This window comes from Ornithinimicrobium sp. INDO-MA30-4 (assembly GCF_021535045.1).
In the GTDB taxonomy this organism is placed as follows: Bacteria; Actinomycetota; Actinomycetes; order Actinomycetales; family Dermatophilaceae; genus Ornithinicoccus.
The window spans coordinates 93395-107929 of record NZ_CP091056.1 but is presented as its reverse complement, the minus strand read 5'-3'; the positions used below and the strand labels follow the sequence as shown (position 1 = coordinate 107929).

Below are 14535 nucleotides of genomic sequence, written 5' to 3'. Positions count from 1 at the left end.
CGCGATTTGAGCGATGACCATCTGATCCAGGCGGGCCCGATGAAGTGGGCCCTGGATGAGCCTGGGGTCATCCCGGCCTGGATTGCCGAGATGGACTTTGCCGTTGCTCCGGCGATCTCCGAAGTCGTCAAGGACTACGTTGCCAGCGATGTGTTTGGCTACCCCGATATTCGGCTCAATCCACAGGTCATCGATGCGTTCGTTGCCTTTGTTGACCGGCGCTGGGGAGCAACCATCGAGCCCGAGCGTGTGATGATCACCGGCGACGTCATGGAGGGTATGCGTCTCGTCTTGTCGCATATTGCTCCCGCCGGTCCAGTGATCGTGCCTACCCCCGTTTACCCGCCGTTCTTGGTCATGACGCGAGACATGGGTCGGGAGGTCATTGAGGTTCAGATGTCGGATGACACTCCGAACTTGGACCTCGCAGCAATTGAGGCTGCAGCGGCCAACGGCGCGCAGGCCCTCCTGCTATGTCAGCCGCACAACCCGCTTGGCCGGGTCTGGACTCGCGACGAACTCACCCAGATTCGGGACATTGCCAGGGCCTACGGGGTTCACGTCATTAGTGATGAGATTCACGCACCGCTTGTCTGGCCAGGAGTGGAACTGACCTCTTATGCGAGTGTCACGGACGAAACCGACCTGGCCACGGTTCTGATGTCAGCAACGAAGTCATTCAACATGCCAGGTTTGCGGTGCGCTCAAGTCGTCAGCAGCAGGGCCGAAGACCACGAAACTCTCAGTTCACTGCACCCGGTGTTAAACCACAGCATGTCCACACTAGGCATGCGAGCCTCGATTGCCGCTTTCACCGAATCCGACGAGTGGCTCGACGCAGTCCGGACCCGCAGCGCCGAAAACCACGCACTCATCACAGCCCTGCTCGCAGACCAGTTGCCTGAAGTCTCCTGCCTTCCGGCCCAGGCAACCTATTTGGCCTGGATTGACGTCAGCCGAGTCGCGACCGATGACCCCATGGCGGGAGCCCTCGCGGCTGGCGTCCGCCTCGACGGACAAAACTACGGCGCCGGCACCGATGGGCACCTGCGGGTCAACCTCGCTACTTCTTCAGACCGGGTGCGAGAAATCGTGCGCCGGTTGTCGTCGGCTCAGTCTGGCTGGCGAGCGAGTTAACTAGCCGAAGCGATCGGCACAGCCATCGGTGACTGGCGCATCAACACAGCGTGCAGTTTTGTGGCCCGCAGCAATCTCTCCATCCGCGCTGAGGCTTGACCAATCACCAATCGGCGGCCTTGCCGCAGCGCCCGATGGTGCGCCCCGACAAGCACTCCCAACCCCGTCGCGTCGTCCACTTCTGCTCGATCCAGGTGAACGATGAGATCACCACTGCCGGAGGCAAGCAGTCGGTGCAGGGTTACCCGCAAATCAGCCACCGTCTCCATATTGAGCGCCCCGACGAGAGTCACCACTGAACCGCATGGTGTGACCTGCACATCGAGGGTCCCCGCCCCTGCTGCCATTTCCTGCTCCTCTGCCTCATGCGACCAATTTCTTAGGCCTGCCCCGAATCCAGTTCAGCAACTAAGACGTCGCGACATGGGGATTTGATGCACTTTGAGAGATCACGATTAGGTCACGAATACCGGACAGTAGCTTCGGGCGAAATGAGCGGCTCCCCTATCCGCTCTTTCAGGGTCTGCGAAGATGGCTCCATGGTCACTTTGTCTCGCATTTACACCCGCACCGGCGACCAGGGCACCACGGCCCTTGGCGACTTCAGCCGCACCTCCAAGAACGACCCGCGACTCATCGCCTACGCCGACACTGACGAGGCGAACGCAGCACTAGGGCTGGCCGTCACTCTGGGCGGCTTACCTGCCGACGTTCAGGCCTGTCTCCAACGGGTGCAGAACGATCTCTTCGATGTCGGTGCTGATCTGTGCAACCCATTGGCGGCTACGTATGAGTACCCACCGCTGCGGGTGAAACAACAGTGGATAGATGAGTTGGAGCGCGACTGCGACACGTTCAACGAGGATCTACCTGCACTTCGCTCGTTCATTCTGCCGGGTGGCACGCCGGGATCGGCCTATCTTCACCTGGCCCGCACAGTGACTCGTCGTGCAGAACGAGGTGCCTGGGCTGCTATCGAGATGTATGGCACCCAGCCAGCGGCTGATGGTGAAACCGCGCAGGAAGCGCAGCGACCCGGTGGCGTCAATCCGCTCACCGCGACATACCTCAATCGGCTCTCCGACTTGCTCTTTATTCTTGGCAGGGCAGCCAATCAAGACGCTGGTGGAGATGTGCTCTGGCAGCCCGGTGGCGGTCGCCCCACGGAGTCCACGGACTCCCAAGAGTAGGCGGAGTAGTTAGCCGCTAGGCCACATTCGAATTCCAACCGGGCGGAGCCGCCTCAATCCACGACCGCAATGCGGTGTAGTGGGCCGGGCTCAACGCCAGCTGAAAAGACGTGCCGAGATACGAGCATGGGACGCTCAGTCCCTGCTCTAGGTCTACCCAACGGCGAGAGATGCCGCTGGGGTCGATCCGTTCGGCGACGCCCAAGTCGAGATAGTTGCGCTCCCAGAGGGTGACCACACCACCAGGGATTTGGCGATGCACCAGCAGAGTGCCGTCATACTGCACCGTGCCGTCTGTCCATTCGCTCGCGCCTGCTTCTCGGAAAGCGCAGAGCAACGGCGAGCTCACGTTGGCTTGTGGCTGACCCATCCGCGAGAACGCATACCAGGCAAGCGAAACCAGGATGGCGGCTCCAATGACCGCCATACCTACGAGCACCAACGTTTGCCCGAACATGGGGCTTAGCGACCGACTGCTTCGACCATGTCGTCGGCGTCGACGCGATCGGCAACGATCGTCACCGAGTTGTGGTCGACGGAGAGGAAACCACTGTCGATGGTCGCCTTGTGCTGCTTGCCGCCAGACTCGATGCGGACGTCGCCGCTCACGAGCACCCCCAGCACTGGGGTGTGACCGGGCAAAATACCCATGTCTCCCTCAATGCTGCGGACGATGACCTTGCTTGCTGTCCCTTCCCAGACCGTGCGGTCGGCGGCGACTAGCGAGACCTTCAGTTCACTCATCTTGTCAATGTCCTCTCGAAAGGGTTAGACGCATATAGATACTACTGGTTCAAAGTGCTGGTCTCGTCACTGACAACCGAACCAGTGGCACGGTTGATAGCGGTGAGCCCATGGAAAATGATTAATGCTGCGGCGGTGCCCAAGGCGATGCCTGCAAAACTCAAACTGCCGATTTCCCAAGTGTAGTCAGCGATGCCGATGATCAGGGCTACTGCGGCAGTGCTGAGATTAATGGGGTTAGCAAAGTCCACCCGGTTCTCCACCCAGATCCGCACGCCCAACACGCCGATCATGCCGTATAGCACCGTCGCTGCCCCGCCGAGCACCCCGACCGGGACAGTCTGAATAGCGGCACCAAACATCGGAAAGAAAGCCAGCAAGATCGCGATGATGCCGGCCACCCAGTAGGCAGCGGTCGAGTAGACCTTGGTTGCCGCCATCACGCCAATGTTCTCAGCGTATGTCGTGGTGCCCGAGCCACCCCGCTGCCAGCCAGCGTCGTGGCTAGTCCGTCGGCCATCAGGGCCCGGCCCATGTAGGGATCAAGGTCCTCACCAGTCATTTGAGCAACCGACTTCACGTGGCCGATGTTCTCGGCGACCAGCACCATCACGACGGGGACGAATAGCCCCACGGTGCTCAGATGAAAGGAGGGAGCGGTGAACTCGGGAAGGCCGATCAGCGGAGCCGAGGCAATGGCCGAGAAGTCGACCTCGCCCCGGAACGCGGCAAACACATAGCCGACCACAACACCGATCAGGATCGAAAGGCGTCCGATGAGGCCTCGGAAGAGCACACCGGCAAGCAAGATAGCGGCGAGCGTCACCAGACCCGTCGCTGGCGCTGCACTGAAGTTATCTTTGGCCGCTGGCGCAAGGTTGAGACCGATCAACGCAACGATGGCACCAGTCACGATGGGCGGCATCAGCGCCTGGATCCAGCGGTATCCCAGCACTTGGACTGCAACGCCAATGGCAAAGAGCGTCAGCCCCGCCATCACGATTCCGCCGAGGGCTCCCCCGGGTCCATATTCGTTTTGCGCGGCTGCGATGGGAGCCAAGAAGGCGAACGAGGAGCCCAAATAGCTCGGCACCCGATTGGCGGTCAGCGCCAAGAACAGCAACGTGCCGATGCCCGAAAAGAGCAATGTCGTCGAGGGCGGAAAGCCGGTAATCAGCGGCACCAAGAAGGTTGCGCCAAACATCGCCACGATGTGTTGAGCACCCACTCCGATGGTCGGCCCCCACGCCAACCGCTCCCCTGGTGCAACAACTCGACCGGGCTCAACACGGTAGCCATTGCCGTGCAGCGTCCACTTCATTCTTTGCTCCTGATGGGCTCTAGCCCGATGCCGGACCGGGTACTAAGTGCAGACATGCCACGCGGGCCGGTCCGCCATGGTGGCGACGGACCGGCCCGCGTTGTGCAAAGTTCAGAGTCAGAGCTCTGTGATCAGCTGTTCTTCTCGAGCTCAGCTGCCTGACGCTCCACGTCGTCCAAGCCACCACATGAAGAAGGCCTGCTCGGGGAAGTGGTCGTACTCACCGTCAGCGACCTTCGTGAAGGCCTCGATCGTCTCTGCCAGCGGCACAGTCGAGCCCTCAAGTCCGGTGAACTGCTTGGCGACGTAGGTGTTCTGCGACAAGAAGCGCGAGATACGACGTGCGCGGCCCACCAAGATCTTGTCGTCTTCCGACAACTCGTCAATACCAAGAATCGCGATGATGTCCTGGAGCTCCTTGTAACGCTGCAGGATCGAGCGCACGCGGACAGCCGTGTCGTAGTGGTCCTGCGCAATGTAGCGCGGGTCCAAGATGCGGCTGGTCGAGGTCAGCGGGTCCACGGCCGGGTAGATGCCCTGCGAAGCAATCGGACGCGACAACTCAGTCGTTGCGTCGAGGTGCGCGAAGGTGGTTGCCGGAGCCGGGTCGGTGTAGTCGTCAGCAGGAACATAGATGGCCTGCATCGAGGTAATCGAGTGACCACGAGTCGAGGTAATGCGCTCCTGGAGCACACCCATCTCGTCAGCCAGCGTCGGCTGGTAACCCACGGCAGAAGGCATACGGCCCAACAGGGTCGAGACCTCGGAGCCGGCCTGAGTGAAGCGGAAGATGTTGTCAATGAACAACAGCACGTCCTGCTTCTGCACATCGCGGAAGTACTCAGCCATGGTCAGGGCCGACAACGCGACACGAAGACGCGTGCCTGGCGGCTCGTCCATCTGGCCAAAGACCAGGGCGGTCTGGCCAAGAACGCCAGCCTCCTCCATTTCCACCATGAGGTCATTGCCCTCACGGGTGCGCTCACCAACACCGGCGAACACCGACACACCACCGTGGTCGCGTGCCACACGGGCAATCATTTCCTGGATCAAAACGGTCTTACCGACACCGGCACCACCGAACAGACCAATCTTTCCACCCTGCACGTACGGCGTCATCAGGTCGATGACCTTAATGCCGGTCTCGAACATCTGGGTCTTGGACTCCAGCTGGTCGAAGGCCGGCGCCTGGCGGTGGATGCCCCAGCGCTCGTTGACCTCGAAGGTCTCGCCTTCAGCAAGGTTCAGGACCTCACCGGTGGCGTTGAAGACCTTGCCCAAGGTGACATCACCAACGGGCACCGAGATCGGGCCGCCGGTGTCCTGCACTGCCGAACCGCGAACCAGTCCGTCGGTGGGCTGCAAGGAAATAGCGCGGACCATGTTGTCGCCGATGTCCTGGGCAACCTCAAGGTTGATGTTCTTGGTTTCGCCCAACAGTTCAACGCTCGTGGTGAGCAAGTTGTACATCTGGGGGATCTGTCCTGGGGGAACTCGATGTCCACAACCGGACCAATGATCCGGGCGAGACGACCGACGCCGCCCCGTTGCTGCTCCTGGCTCGGAGCCTCAGTAGTGGCAGTGCTCATGGTGGTTGCTTCCTTCTACTTGGCGTCTGCGAGGGCGCTGGCGCCGCCCACGATTTCGCTGATCTCTTGGGTGATCTCGGCCTGACGGGCTTGGTTGGCCAGTCGGGTGTAGGTCTTGATGAGTTCTTCGGCGTTGTCCGTTGCAGACTTCATCGCGCGCTGGCGTGCTGCCAACTCGGATGCAGCCGCTTGCAGGAGAACGTTGAACATGCGCGCCTTGACGTACTTAGGCAGCAACTGGTCCAAAACCTCTTCCGAGCTGGGCTCGAAGTCATACAGCGGGTACAACTCTTCATCAGAGGGCTCAGCGTTGCCCTTCACAACCTCAAGGGGCAGCAGGCGAATGACCTGCACCTCCTGGGTGACCATGTTGATGAACTTCGTCGAGACGACGTGCAGTTCATCGACACCGTCTTCGACAGCCCCGGCAATGAAGTCATCCGTGATGCGCTGACTGATCTCGTCGGCTGCGTCGAACGAAGGAGAGTCGGAGAAGCCTGACCAGGTCCCGGCTGCTTCACGCCGACGGAACTTGTAGAACTGCTCGGCCTTGCGACCCACCAGGTAGGGCACGACCTCACGGCCGGACTGCTCCAGGTGCTCACGCAACTGTTCGCTGCGCTTCATCACGTTGGCCGAGTAGGCACCAGCCATACCTCGGTCACTCGAGATGATCACCAAGCCAGCACGCACGGGCTTGTCACGCTCGGTCGTCAACGGGTGGTCAACGTCGGCAAACGTGGCAACAGCCGAGACTGCCTTCGTGATGGCCTCCGCATAGGGCGTCGTCTCAACGACGCGGGCACGGGCCTTGACCACGCGAGACGCGGCGATGAGTTCCATCGCACGCGTGATCTTCTTCATCGACTTAATGGACCGGGTGCGTTGGCGGTACTCGCGCTGCTGCGCTCCCATATCTCTCCTTAACGTTCCGCGTTATAACAGATCAAGCCTTCCGAGTGTGGCCCGCTGAGCGGGCCACACTCGGTCGCGACTAGCGCTTTTGGCTCTTGATCTGCTCCTGGTCCATCTCATCGTTCGGCTCGACGTCGTCGTCAACCGGAACCGGGCCGGTGCCATCGTCCGTCGGCTTGAACTCCTGCTTGAAGGCCTTCATAGCGTCTTCAAGGGCAGCAGTGGTGTCGTCGCCCAGCTTCTTGGTCTCGCGAATGCCGTCAAGGAGACCCGACTGTTCGCGGTGCATGTAGTCGACAAACTCAGTCTCGAAGCGGCGGATGTCTTCGGTCGGAACCGAGTCCAACTCACCAGTCGTGCCGGCCCAGATGAGCGCGACCTGCACCTCAACCGGAATCGGCGACGCCTGCGGCTGCTTCAGCAACTCAACCATGCGGGCACCGCGCTCCAGCTGAGCGCGCGAGGCTGCGTCCAAGTCAGAAGCGAACATGGCGAACGCTTCCATCTCACGGAACTGAGCCAAGTCAACCTTCAAACGACCTGCGACCGACTTCATCGCCTTGATCTGAGCCGCACCACCAACACGGGAAACGGAGATACCCACGTCGATAGCCGGACGGACGTTCGCGTTGAACAGGTCAGCCTGCAAGTAGATCTGGCCGTCGGTGATCGAGATGACGTTGGTCGGGATGAACGCCGAAACGTCTCCGGCCTTGGTCTCAATGATCGGCAGACCGGTCATCGAGCCAGCGCCCAACTCATCCGACAGCTTGGCGCAACGCTCAAGCAGACGGGAGTGCAAGAAAACGTCACCGGGGTATGCCTCACGGCCCGGCGGACGACGAAGCAACAGCGACACGGCGCGGTATGCGTCGGCCTGCTTGGAGAGGTCATCAAAAACGATCAAGACGTGCTTGCCCTGGTACATCCAGTGCTGGCCGATGGCCGAGCCGGTGTAGGGAGCGAGGTACTTGAAGCCAGCAGAGTTTGATGCCGGGGCAGCAACAATGGTGGTGTAGTCCAGCGCGCCAGCCTCTTCCAGCGTGCCGCGCACGCCAGCGATGGTGGAGCCCTTCTGACCGATAGCTACGTAGATGCATCGGACCTGCTTGTCCGGGTCACCGGACTCCCAGTTGGCCTTCTGGTTCAGGATCGTGTCGACCGCGACCGTGGTCTTACCGGTCTGACGGTCGCCAATGATGAGCTGGCGCTGGCCACGGCCGACCGGGATCATCGCGTCGATCGACTTGATACCCGTCTGCAGAGGCTCGTGCACCGACTTGCGCTCGACAACCGAGGGAGCCTGGAGCTCGAGGGCGCGACGGCCTTCGGACTCAACCTCGCCCAGTCCATCGATCGGGTTACCCAGCGGGTCAACCACACGGCCGAGGTAGCCGTCGCCGACTGGCACGGACAGGACCTCTCCGGTGCGGCGGACTTCCTGGCCCTCATCGATACCGGCGAACTCACCCAAGATGACGACACCGATTTCGTGTGCGTCCAGGTTGAGCGCCAGGCCCAATGTGCCGTCTTCGAACTCCAAGAGTTCGTTAGTCATGGCCGAAGGAAGACCCTCAACGTGCGCGATGCCGTCACCGGCGTCAACCACGCGACCGACCTCTTCGCGAGAGGCGGCGCCAGGCTGGTAGGACTGAACAAAGTTGTCCAGCGCGTCGCGGATCTCCTCCGGACGGATCGTCAGCTCCGTCATTCTCTTCTCCTCAAGTGTGCCCCGGTTCGCTGGGGCATGTGCGTAGCTATGTGGTCGGGTGGTGCGCTCAGCTGGTGAGACGACGGCGTGCGTCGTCCAGCCTGCTGCTGATCGTGCCTTCGATGATCTCGTCGCCGATCTCAACGCGAAGGCCACCAATGACCTCGGGATCAATCACGACATTCATGTGAACCTGCTTGCCGTATTGCGCAACCAGGGCCTTCTCGAGCCGGTCCAGTTGCGTCTCGCTCAGCGCGCCCGCCGTCGTGACGATTGCCGTCACTTCGTCCAAGCGCGTCGCGGCAATTGCAAGTAGTCCCGGATCTCGGAGTCGAAACGCCCGAAGGACGTCACGGCCAGAGTCGCCAGTCGCACCGTCTCCGGGGCAGCCTTGTCGAACAACAGTTTCTGCATCAGCGCAGTCTTTGCCGAGGCCGGGGCCTTCGGGTCCGACATAGCTGCCAGCAGTTCGTCCTGGCCAGCGACGATGCGCTCGAAGCGGAACAACTCATCCTCAACGGTGCGCAGACGTCCAGCCTGCTGAGCATGAGCCAACACAGACTCGACGCCCAAAGCAGTCATGGCAGCCGGCAAGTCAGCATCGACCGTCCAGCGCTGTGCGGCGACCGCGCGAGCGACCTCCAGAGCACTGTCCCCAATGCGACCTGCAAACAGACGGTCAATCAACTTGCCACGATCGCGGCCTTCACGCGTTGGGTCGGCCAGGTTGCGCCGCAAAACGCCAGAGCCTCGCACCACGCTGGAGACAGCCAAGAGGTCTTCTCCGAGACGCGCAGCGTCAACCGAAGGGCCATCCAAGACTGAGTTCAGCGATTCCCGAGCGTTCTTCAACGCAATTTGCGAGGGCCCGCGCATCAGGACTCCTGACCGGTTGCGACCTGGTCGCTCTTGACCGAGCCGTTTTCGAGCTCAGCAAGGAACCGGTCAACAACGCCGCTGCTGCGAGTCTGGTCGTTCAGCGACTCACCCACGATGCGGCTGGCCAGATCAGTTGAGATCGCACCAACTTCACCGCGAAGCGAAACCATGGCCTGCTTGCGCTCAGCATCAATCTGCTTGTGCGCCGTCTCAGTGATCCGGTCGGCTTCGTCCTTGGCCTGCTGACGCAAGTCAGCGATGATCGCAGCGCCCTGCTCCTTGGCGTCCTCGCGAATGCGAGCCGCCTCGTCGCGAGCCTCTGCCAACTGGTCAACATACTTCTGGCGGGCTGCTTCGGCCTCGGCTTGGGCCTGCTCCGCCTCTTCCATGCCGCCTTCAATGGCTGCGGTGCGCTCCGCGTAGGCCTTCTCTAGGTTGGGGACGACCTTGGTGGCCACAACCCAGTAGAGAATGCCGAACGAGATAATACCGAAGACCAGTTCCGGCCAATACGGAAGAATCGGAAGCGCTTCTGCCTCCGGGTCTGCCATTGGCAGGCTGAGGGCAGTAAGGGTGTCAGCAATGTGCTGCACGGTTTCTCCTTACGGTGAACGCCGCTAAGCGACGTTGCCTGTCGGTCGAGAAGTTGGTCAGGCTACTGGGATGAAGAAAAGGACCAGACCGAAGATCGCGAGGGCCTCAGCCAACGCGAAACCAAGAATGGCGATCGGGCGGAGCAGGTTGCCAGCCTCAGGTTGGCGAGCAACGCCGTTGATGTAGGCGGCGAAGATCAGGCCCACGGCAATGGCCGGCCCAATGGTGGAGAGGCCATAACCGATGATGGTGAGGTTGCCAGTCACGTCACTGTCTCTTTCTGTGTGGTGAACCAAACGACGCTTCGTCGCTCGGGAGTTCGTAGATATTCAGTTGTGTATCTAGGAGGACGGCTTAGTGCTCGTCCACGAGTGCGCCACCGATGTAGCTGGCAGCGAGTAGCACGAAGACATAGGCCTGCAAGAACTGCACCAATGCTTCAAAAATGGTCATCATGAACGCCAAGATCCATGCGGGCAAAGCCACGACAGACAGTAGGCCGCCCTGCATCAGCAACTCATAGCCTCCCAGGATGAACACCACGAGGAGCATGTGCCCGGCGAACATGTTTCCAAACAGTCGCAGCGCCAAAGTCAACGGGCGAGTGATGAAGAAGGTCATGAACTCGAGCACGAAGATGGCGGGAATCATGATCTTTGGCAGGCCCGAGGGGACCATGAAGGCGAAGTAGCCACCGAGGCCGTGCTTCTGGATGCCAACCCAGTGGTACACCACATAGACGATTAGCGTCAGGGCGATCGGGAAGCCGACTCGGGCCATCGTGGGCATCTGCACCGGCGGGATGATACCCATCCAGTTATTCAGCAAGATCAAGATGAAAAGGCTGAAGAGCAACGGCACGAACCGCATAAACTCTTTGCTGCCGATCATGTCGCGAGCAACGCCGTTGCGGACGAAGTCGTAGACCTGCTCGGTGTAGTACTGCCCCTTGCTAGGGACCACGGCGGCCTTGCTGGTCGTGGCCAGGAGCCACCAGGCCAACAGACCTACAGTGATGGTCATGACCACCATGGGGCGAGTAATCGCCAGCGTGGTCTCCATGCCGAAGAAGTCGACGGTGCCGAACTTAACGAGTGGTTGCCAGAAGAGGCTGGGCTCCGGGGGAAGTGCTCTTCTTCTGCCAATGGCAGAAGGACCGAAGTCACGTTCACTGGATCTCCTTGGTCGAAAAGGCGTCGGCGATCTGGGCGTCCCGGCTGCTCGCTACATAGCGGCATCCGGGGAAGTCACTGTGAACCATACCGGAGCCAGATGACGTAAATCGACATAGTCATTCCCGCGATGATGCCGACCGGCACCAGGAAGGAGGTTCCGAGCCACCAATCGAGGAGGAATCCCAAGCCCCCGAAGGTAATAGGACCGGACAACAAGTAGGCGATGACCGACGTTGCTAGGTGGCTATCGGCGGCCGTTCCGGTGGTGTCATGGGTGGGCGGCAGAGGGCTCTTCTTTGGCCGCTGCGGCTCTTGCGTCATACGTCTTCACGCCCTTCGTCGCCCGGTAGGACGACATCGATGGCCACCATCCGGGCGGTCAAGAAGGCCCAGACTTGACCGATTTGGTAAGCCAGGCCAGCGATGAGCAACCCAAATGCTGCGGCTCTGACATTGATCCATGACATTTCACGCATCACGAGAACAGCGCTGACCAGTAACAATAGTTGGACGAGAAAGAGAGCAAGTGCACCAGCAATCTCGATGCCCGGTAGATGCTCCAAGACCAGCGAGATCGCCCAGGTCCCGGCGAGGAAAGCTATAACTGCCACCATCCCACCAAGCAGTGCGCCGGTACCAGCAGCTCCATCAACGGCAAGATAGCCAAACGCGCTACAAAGAACCGTGGCCAAGAGGCTGAGCCCGCCGCCATACTTTTGCATCGCATTCACGGTCGTTTGCCCCAGCCGGGCATGCCCACTCACGGGGTCCCCCATCTGGTGTCGACTGGGTCCCGCAAACCACTGAAAAAACGGCTCGTGAAAAAATCACAAAGCCTCCTCGGTGCTCGGACTGTGCCATGGGCGCCAGGTCAGGGTAGCCACCAAAATTAACCCAACGGCCAGTCCGAGAGTCGCGTAGACGGCCGCAAGATAGGCGTAAGAGACTGCTCCGGCGGCGATCACGGCAGACCATAGATAGAGCAGGCTCACGGCGCGTCGATGGCTGTGCCCAATGGCCAACATTTGGTGGTGCAGATGCGAAGCATCTGGCTTCCAGAAGCCATCCCCACGCCGGGTGCGCCGGATCACCGCCAACACGATGTCCAAAGGGGCAAAGCCAAAATCGCCACCGGCAGGATAATTGGCAAAATAATGGCCGTCAGCGTCGACGTCGTTGCCACCGATGAGCTGGGGTCGACACTGCCGGTCATCGAGATCGTTGCCGCCGACAGCAAGAGGCCCAGCAGCAGCGCACCGGCGTCTCCCATAAACAGTCGCGCCGGGTGGAAGTTGTGCGGCAAAAAGCCGATGCAACAGCCCATGATGGCCGCCGTGATCAGTGTTGCCGTCGAGAACACATTGGGTGGGTCGAAGTCACGACTGACGACATACGTCCACGAAAAGAACGTGCCGGCCGAGATTAAGACGATGCCTGCAGCGAGACCGTCAAGACCATCAACGAAGTTCACGGCATTGGTGGTGAAGACGACGATCAAAATCGTCAGCACCACCAGGACAGCTTCGGGCAGGATCGTCACGCCAAACAGCGGCAGGCTCAAGAGCCGGACACCGAAGAAGGCCATCACTCCCCCGGCCAGCACCTGCCCGGCCAACTTCGTTGACCAGTCCAAATCCCGGACGTCGTCCAGTGCCCCCAGCGCGGTGATGATGATGGCGGCAATGAGGACGCCATAAATCTCATTGGTCTCAAACAGCTGCCCCAAGAACGGCAACTGGGTGGCCAACAACACTGCCGAAGCAAAGCCGATCAGCATCCCTACGCCGCCCATACGCGGCGTCGGCACAGAGTGGACGTCTCGGGCACGCACGGGTGTCACCGCACCCACCTTTTGCGCCCACAGGCGAACGATCGTGGTGCCTACATACGTGAAGATGGCCGCGGTGAGCAGGATCAACAGATACTCACGCACGGCTCACCTCACAGTTATGTCGGGCCAGCAAAACGCCTCAGATAGTCGGGTATGCGGGGTAAGCACCCAACAAGTCAGTCACTTCACCACGGATGGCCTGGGCATTCGCGTTATCAGCCGATCCGTCAGTTTGAGTGACCGCGCGGTGGATCAAGTCAGCAACCTGGTCCATCTGATCCACACCCATACCCTGGGTCGTCAGCGACGGAGTGCCCACGCGCACGCCCGAGGCAACGTTGGGCTTCTCGGGGTCAAACGGGATGGTGTTCTTGTTCAAGACGATGCCGGCGGCATCGCATCGCAGCTCAGCGTCTGCTCCGGTCACGCCAACTCCACGCAGGTCGTGCAGCGACAGGTGAGTGTCGGTGCCGCCCGTGATGGGACGCAGACCACGCTCCCCCAAGCCTGCTGCGAGCGCCTGAGAGTTCTCAATGACCGACTTCGCGTAGGCCTGGTAGCCAGGCGTTGCGCATTCGGCGAAGTTGACGGCCTTGGCCGCCACGGCATGCATCAGCGGCCCGCCCTGCATCATCGGGAAGACTGCTCGGTCAATCTTGGCCGCGTGCTCGGCCTTGCAGACGATGGCGCCGCCGCGTGGTCCACGCAGCACCTTGTGCGTCGTGAAGCTCACGACATCGGCCAGATCAACTGGCGATTCGAGCACCTTGCCAGCGACCAAGCCAATGAAGTGTGCTGCGTCGACCCAGAAGATCGCTCCAACCTCGTCGGCGATGGCGCGGAACGCAGCGAAGTCAATGGCACGGGGGATGGCAGAGCCACCGGCAATGATCAACTTGGGACGGTGCTCCAGGGCCAATGCACGGACCTGGTCGTAGTCAATGTGCTCCGTCTCTTGGGAAACGCCGTAGTGCACCGCGTTAAACCACTTGCCCGAGAAGGAGACCTTGAATCCGTGGGTGAGGTGTCCACCGTGATCAAGGGACATTCCCATGATCGTGTCCCCGGGCTTGGCAAACGCGCCATAGACCGCCTGGTTTGCGCTGGCGCCCGAGTGCGGCTGGACGTTAGCGTGCTCTGCCCCAAAAGCGTCTTTGCCCGCTCAATAGCGAGCTTTTCGACCTTGTCTACCTCTGCACAGCCACCGTAGTAGCGCTTGTCTGGGTAACCCTCGGCGTACTTGTTGGAGAGCGTCGAGCCCAGGGCTGCCAGCACCGATGGGCTGGTCTGGTTTTCGCTCGCAATAAGTTGCAAGCCTGAACGCTGACGATCGAGCTCGCTCACCAGGAGCTCAGCAATTTGGGGATCTGACTCCACCAGCGCGCCGAAACTCGGTCCGTAGTAGGTGTCTGGGTTGACTTGAGTGCTCACGTGGGCTGCTCTCCTGCT

General features: G+C 60.7%; 16 protein-coding genes and 3 pseudogenes. 2 read left to right on the top strand and 17 right to left on the bottom strand.

Features of this window, described 5'->3' with window-relative positions:
- The first annotated feature begins 6 nt into the window (after positions 1-6).
- Positions 7-1137 carry a MalY/PatB family protein gene (locus L0A91_RS00570; protein ID WP_235245422.1) on the top strand — a complete coding sequence of 377 codons (1131 nt, stop codon included), beginning with the start codon at positions 7-9 and terminating at the stop codon, positions 1135-1137.
- Here L0A91_RS00570 and L0A91_RS00565 read toward each other — a convergent pair.
- Positions 1134-1484: an STAS domain-containing protein gene (locus L0A91_RS00565; RefSeq protein ID WP_235245421.1), complete on the bottom strand. Its 351-nt coding sequence runs from the start codon at positions 1482-1484 to the stop codon at positions 1134-1136. The genes L0A91_RS00570 and L0A91_RS00565 overlap by 4 nt on opposite strands.
- Positions 1485-1676: 192 nt before the next feature.
- Between L0A91_RS00565 and L0A91_RS00560 the strand changes: the two genes are divergently transcribed.
- The gene (locus tag L0A91_RS00560; protein ID WP_235245420.1) at positions 1677-2327 is read left to right on the top strand and encodes a cob(I)yrinic acid a,c-diamide adenosyltransferase; all 651 of its coding nucleotides are present in this window, start codon (positions 1677-1679) and stop codon (positions 2325-2327) included.
- A gap of 16 nt (positions 2328-2343) precedes the next feature.
- Here L0A91_RS00560 and L0A91_RS00555 read toward each other — a convergent pair whose 3' ends face one another.
- From L0A91_RS00555 to glyA, 16 genes and pseudogenes are all read right to left on the bottom strand, one after another.
- Positions 2344-2784, bottom strand: coding sequence for a DUF2550 family protein (locus L0A91_RS00555; RefSeq protein WP_235245419.1), 441 nt, complete (start codon positions 2782-2784; stop codon positions 2344-2346).
- 5 nt (positions 2785-2789) lie between these two features.
- On the bottom strand, positions 2790-3071 hold the full coding sequence (locus L0A91_RS00550; RefSeq protein ID WP_220121123.1) for a F0F1 ATP synthase subunit epsilon: 282 nt from the start codon (positions 3069-3071) through the stop codon (positions 2790-2792).
- Between the two features lie 41 nt (positions 3072-3112).
- Positions 3113-4392 (bottom strand): annotated as a pseudogene (locus tag L0A91_RS00545) (uracil-xanthine permease family protein).
- 131 nt (positions 4393-4523) lie between these two features.
- Positions 4524-5981, bottom strand: a pseudogene (atpD, locus tag L0A91_RS00540) (F0F1 ATP synthase subunit beta).
- 15 nt (positions 5982-5996) lie between these two features.
- The gene (locus L0A91_RS00535; protein WP_235245418.1) at positions 5997-6896 is read right to left on the bottom strand and encodes a F0F1 ATP synthase subunit gamma; all 900 of its coding nucleotides are present in this window, start codon (positions 6894-6896) and stop codon (positions 5997-5999) included.
- Positions 6897-6975: 79 nt separating this feature from the next.
- Complete coding sequence (atpA, locus tag L0A91_RS00530) at positions 6976-8607, bottom strand: F0F1 ATP synthase subunit alpha (protein WP_235245417.1); 1632 nt, start codon at positions 8605-8607, stop codon at positions 6976-6978.
- 67 nt (positions 8608-8674) lie between these two features.
- A complete protein-coding gene (locus L0A91_RS17080) occupies positions 8675-8890 on the bottom strand; it encodes a FoF1 ATP synthase subunit delta (protein ID WP_260115259.1) in 216 nt (71 codons plus the stop codon).
- Complete coding sequence (locus tag L0A91_RS17075; RefSeq protein ID WP_260115258.1) at positions 8887-9483, bottom strand: F0F1 ATP synthase subunit delta; 597 nt, start codon at positions 9481-9483, stop codon at positions 8887-8889. The genes L0A91_RS17080 and L0A91_RS17075 overlap by 4 nt, the downstream gene beginning before the upstream one ends.
- The gene (locus L0A91_RS00520) at positions 9483-10037 is read right to left on the bottom strand and encodes a F0F1 ATP synthase subunit B (RefSeq protein ID WP_235246671.1); all 555 of its coding nucleotides are present in this window, start codon (positions 10035-10037) and stop codon (positions 9483-9485) included. Before L0A91_RS00520 ends, L0A91_RS17075 begins: the two co-directional genes overlap by 1 nt.
- Positions 10038-10136: 99 nt before the next feature.
- On the bottom strand, positions 10137-10346 hold the full coding sequence (locus tag L0A91_RS00515) for an ATP synthase F0 subunit C (protein ID WP_235245416.1): 210 nt from the start codon (positions 10344-10346) through the stop codon (positions 10137-10139).
- An 88-nt stretch (positions 10347-10434) separates the two neighbouring features.
- Positions 10435-11142, bottom strand: coding sequence for a F0F1 ATP synthase subunit A (gene atpB / locus L0A91_RS00510; RefSeq protein ID WP_235245415.1), 708 nt, complete (start codon positions 11140-11142; stop codon positions 10435-10437).
- 185 nt (positions 11143-11327) lie between these two features.
- Positions 11328-11576, bottom strand: a complete 249-nt coding sequence (locus L0A91_RS00505; RefSeq protein WP_235245413.1) for a hypothetical protein — start codon at positions 11574-11576, stop codon at positions 11328-11330.
- A complete protein-coding gene (locus L0A91_RS00500; protein WP_235245412.1) occupies positions 11573-12031 on the bottom strand; it encodes a hypothetical protein in 459 nt (152 codons plus the stop codon). The genes L0A91_RS00505 and L0A91_RS00500 overlap by 4 nt, the downstream gene beginning before the upstream one ends.
- A gap of 51 nt (positions 12032-12082) precedes the next feature.
- Positions 12083-12364, bottom strand: coding sequence for a hypothetical protein (locus L0A91_RS17905; protein ID WP_311197905.1), 282 nt, complete (start codon positions 12362-12364; stop codon positions 12083-12085).
- On the bottom strand, positions 12343-13188 hold the full coding sequence (locus tag L0A91_RS00495) for an MraY family glycosyltransferase (RefSeq protein ID WP_311197904.1): 846 nt from the start codon (positions 13186-13188) through the stop codon (positions 12343-12345). The genes L0A91_RS17905 and L0A91_RS00495 overlap by 22 nt, the downstream gene beginning before the upstream one ends.
- Before the next feature lie 37 nt (positions 13189-13225).
- A pseudogene (glyA, locus tag L0A91_RS00490) lies at positions 13226-14517 on the bottom strand (serine hydroxymethyltransferase).
- Positions 14518-14535 lie beyond the last annotated feature (18 nt).

What these genes read in the sequence shown, in the direction of transcription:
- L0A91_RS00565 (WP_235245421.1), bottom strand. Translation starts at nt 1,484, where the DNA reads ATGGCAGCAGGGGCGGGGACCCTCGATGTGCAGGTCACACCATGCGGT.
- L0A91_RS00560 (WP_235245420.1), top strand. Translation starts at nt 1,677, where the DNA reads ATGGTCACTTTGTCTCGCATTTACACCCGCACCGGCGACCAGGGCACC.
- L0A91_RS00555 (WP_235245419.1), bottom strand. Translation starts at nt 2,784, where the DNA reads ATGTTCGGGCAAACGTTGGTGCTCGTAGGTATGGCGGTCATTGGAGCC.
- L0A91_RS00550 (WP_220121123.1), bottom strand. Translation starts at nt 3,071, where the DNA reads ATGAGTGAACTGAAGGTCTCGCTAGTCGCCGCCGACCGCACGGTCTGG.
- L0A91_RS00535 (WP_235245418.1), bottom strand. Translation starts at nt 6,896, where the DNA reads ATGGGAGCGCAGCAGCGCGAGTACCGCCAACGCACCCGGTCCATTAAG.
- atpA (WP_235245417.1), bottom strand. Translation starts at nt 8,607, where the DNA reads ATGACGGAGCTGACGATCCGTCCGGAGGAGATCCGCGACGCGCTGGAC.
- L0A91_RS17075 (WP_260115258.1), bottom strand. Translation starts at nt 9,483, where the DNA reads ATGCGCGGGCCCTCGCAAATTGCGTTGAAGAACGCTCGGGAATCGCTG.
- L0A91_RS00520 (WP_235246671.1), bottom strand. Translation starts at nt 10,037, where the DNA reads ATGGCAGACCCGGAGGCAGAAGCGCTTCCGATTCTTCCGTATTGGCCG.
- atpB (WP_235245415.1), bottom strand. Translation starts at nt 11,142, where the DNA reads ATGGAGACCACGCTGGCGATTACTCGCCCCATGGTGGTCATGACCATC.
- L0A91_RS00505 (WP_235245413.1), bottom strand. Translation starts at nt 11,576, where the DNA reads ATGACGCAAGAGCCGCAGCGGCCAAAGAAGAGCCCTCTGCCGCCCACC.
- L0A91_RS00500 (WP_235245412.1), bottom strand. Translation starts at nt 12,031, where the DNA reads ATGGGGGACCCCGTGAGTGGGCATGCCCGGCTGGGGCAAACGACCGTG.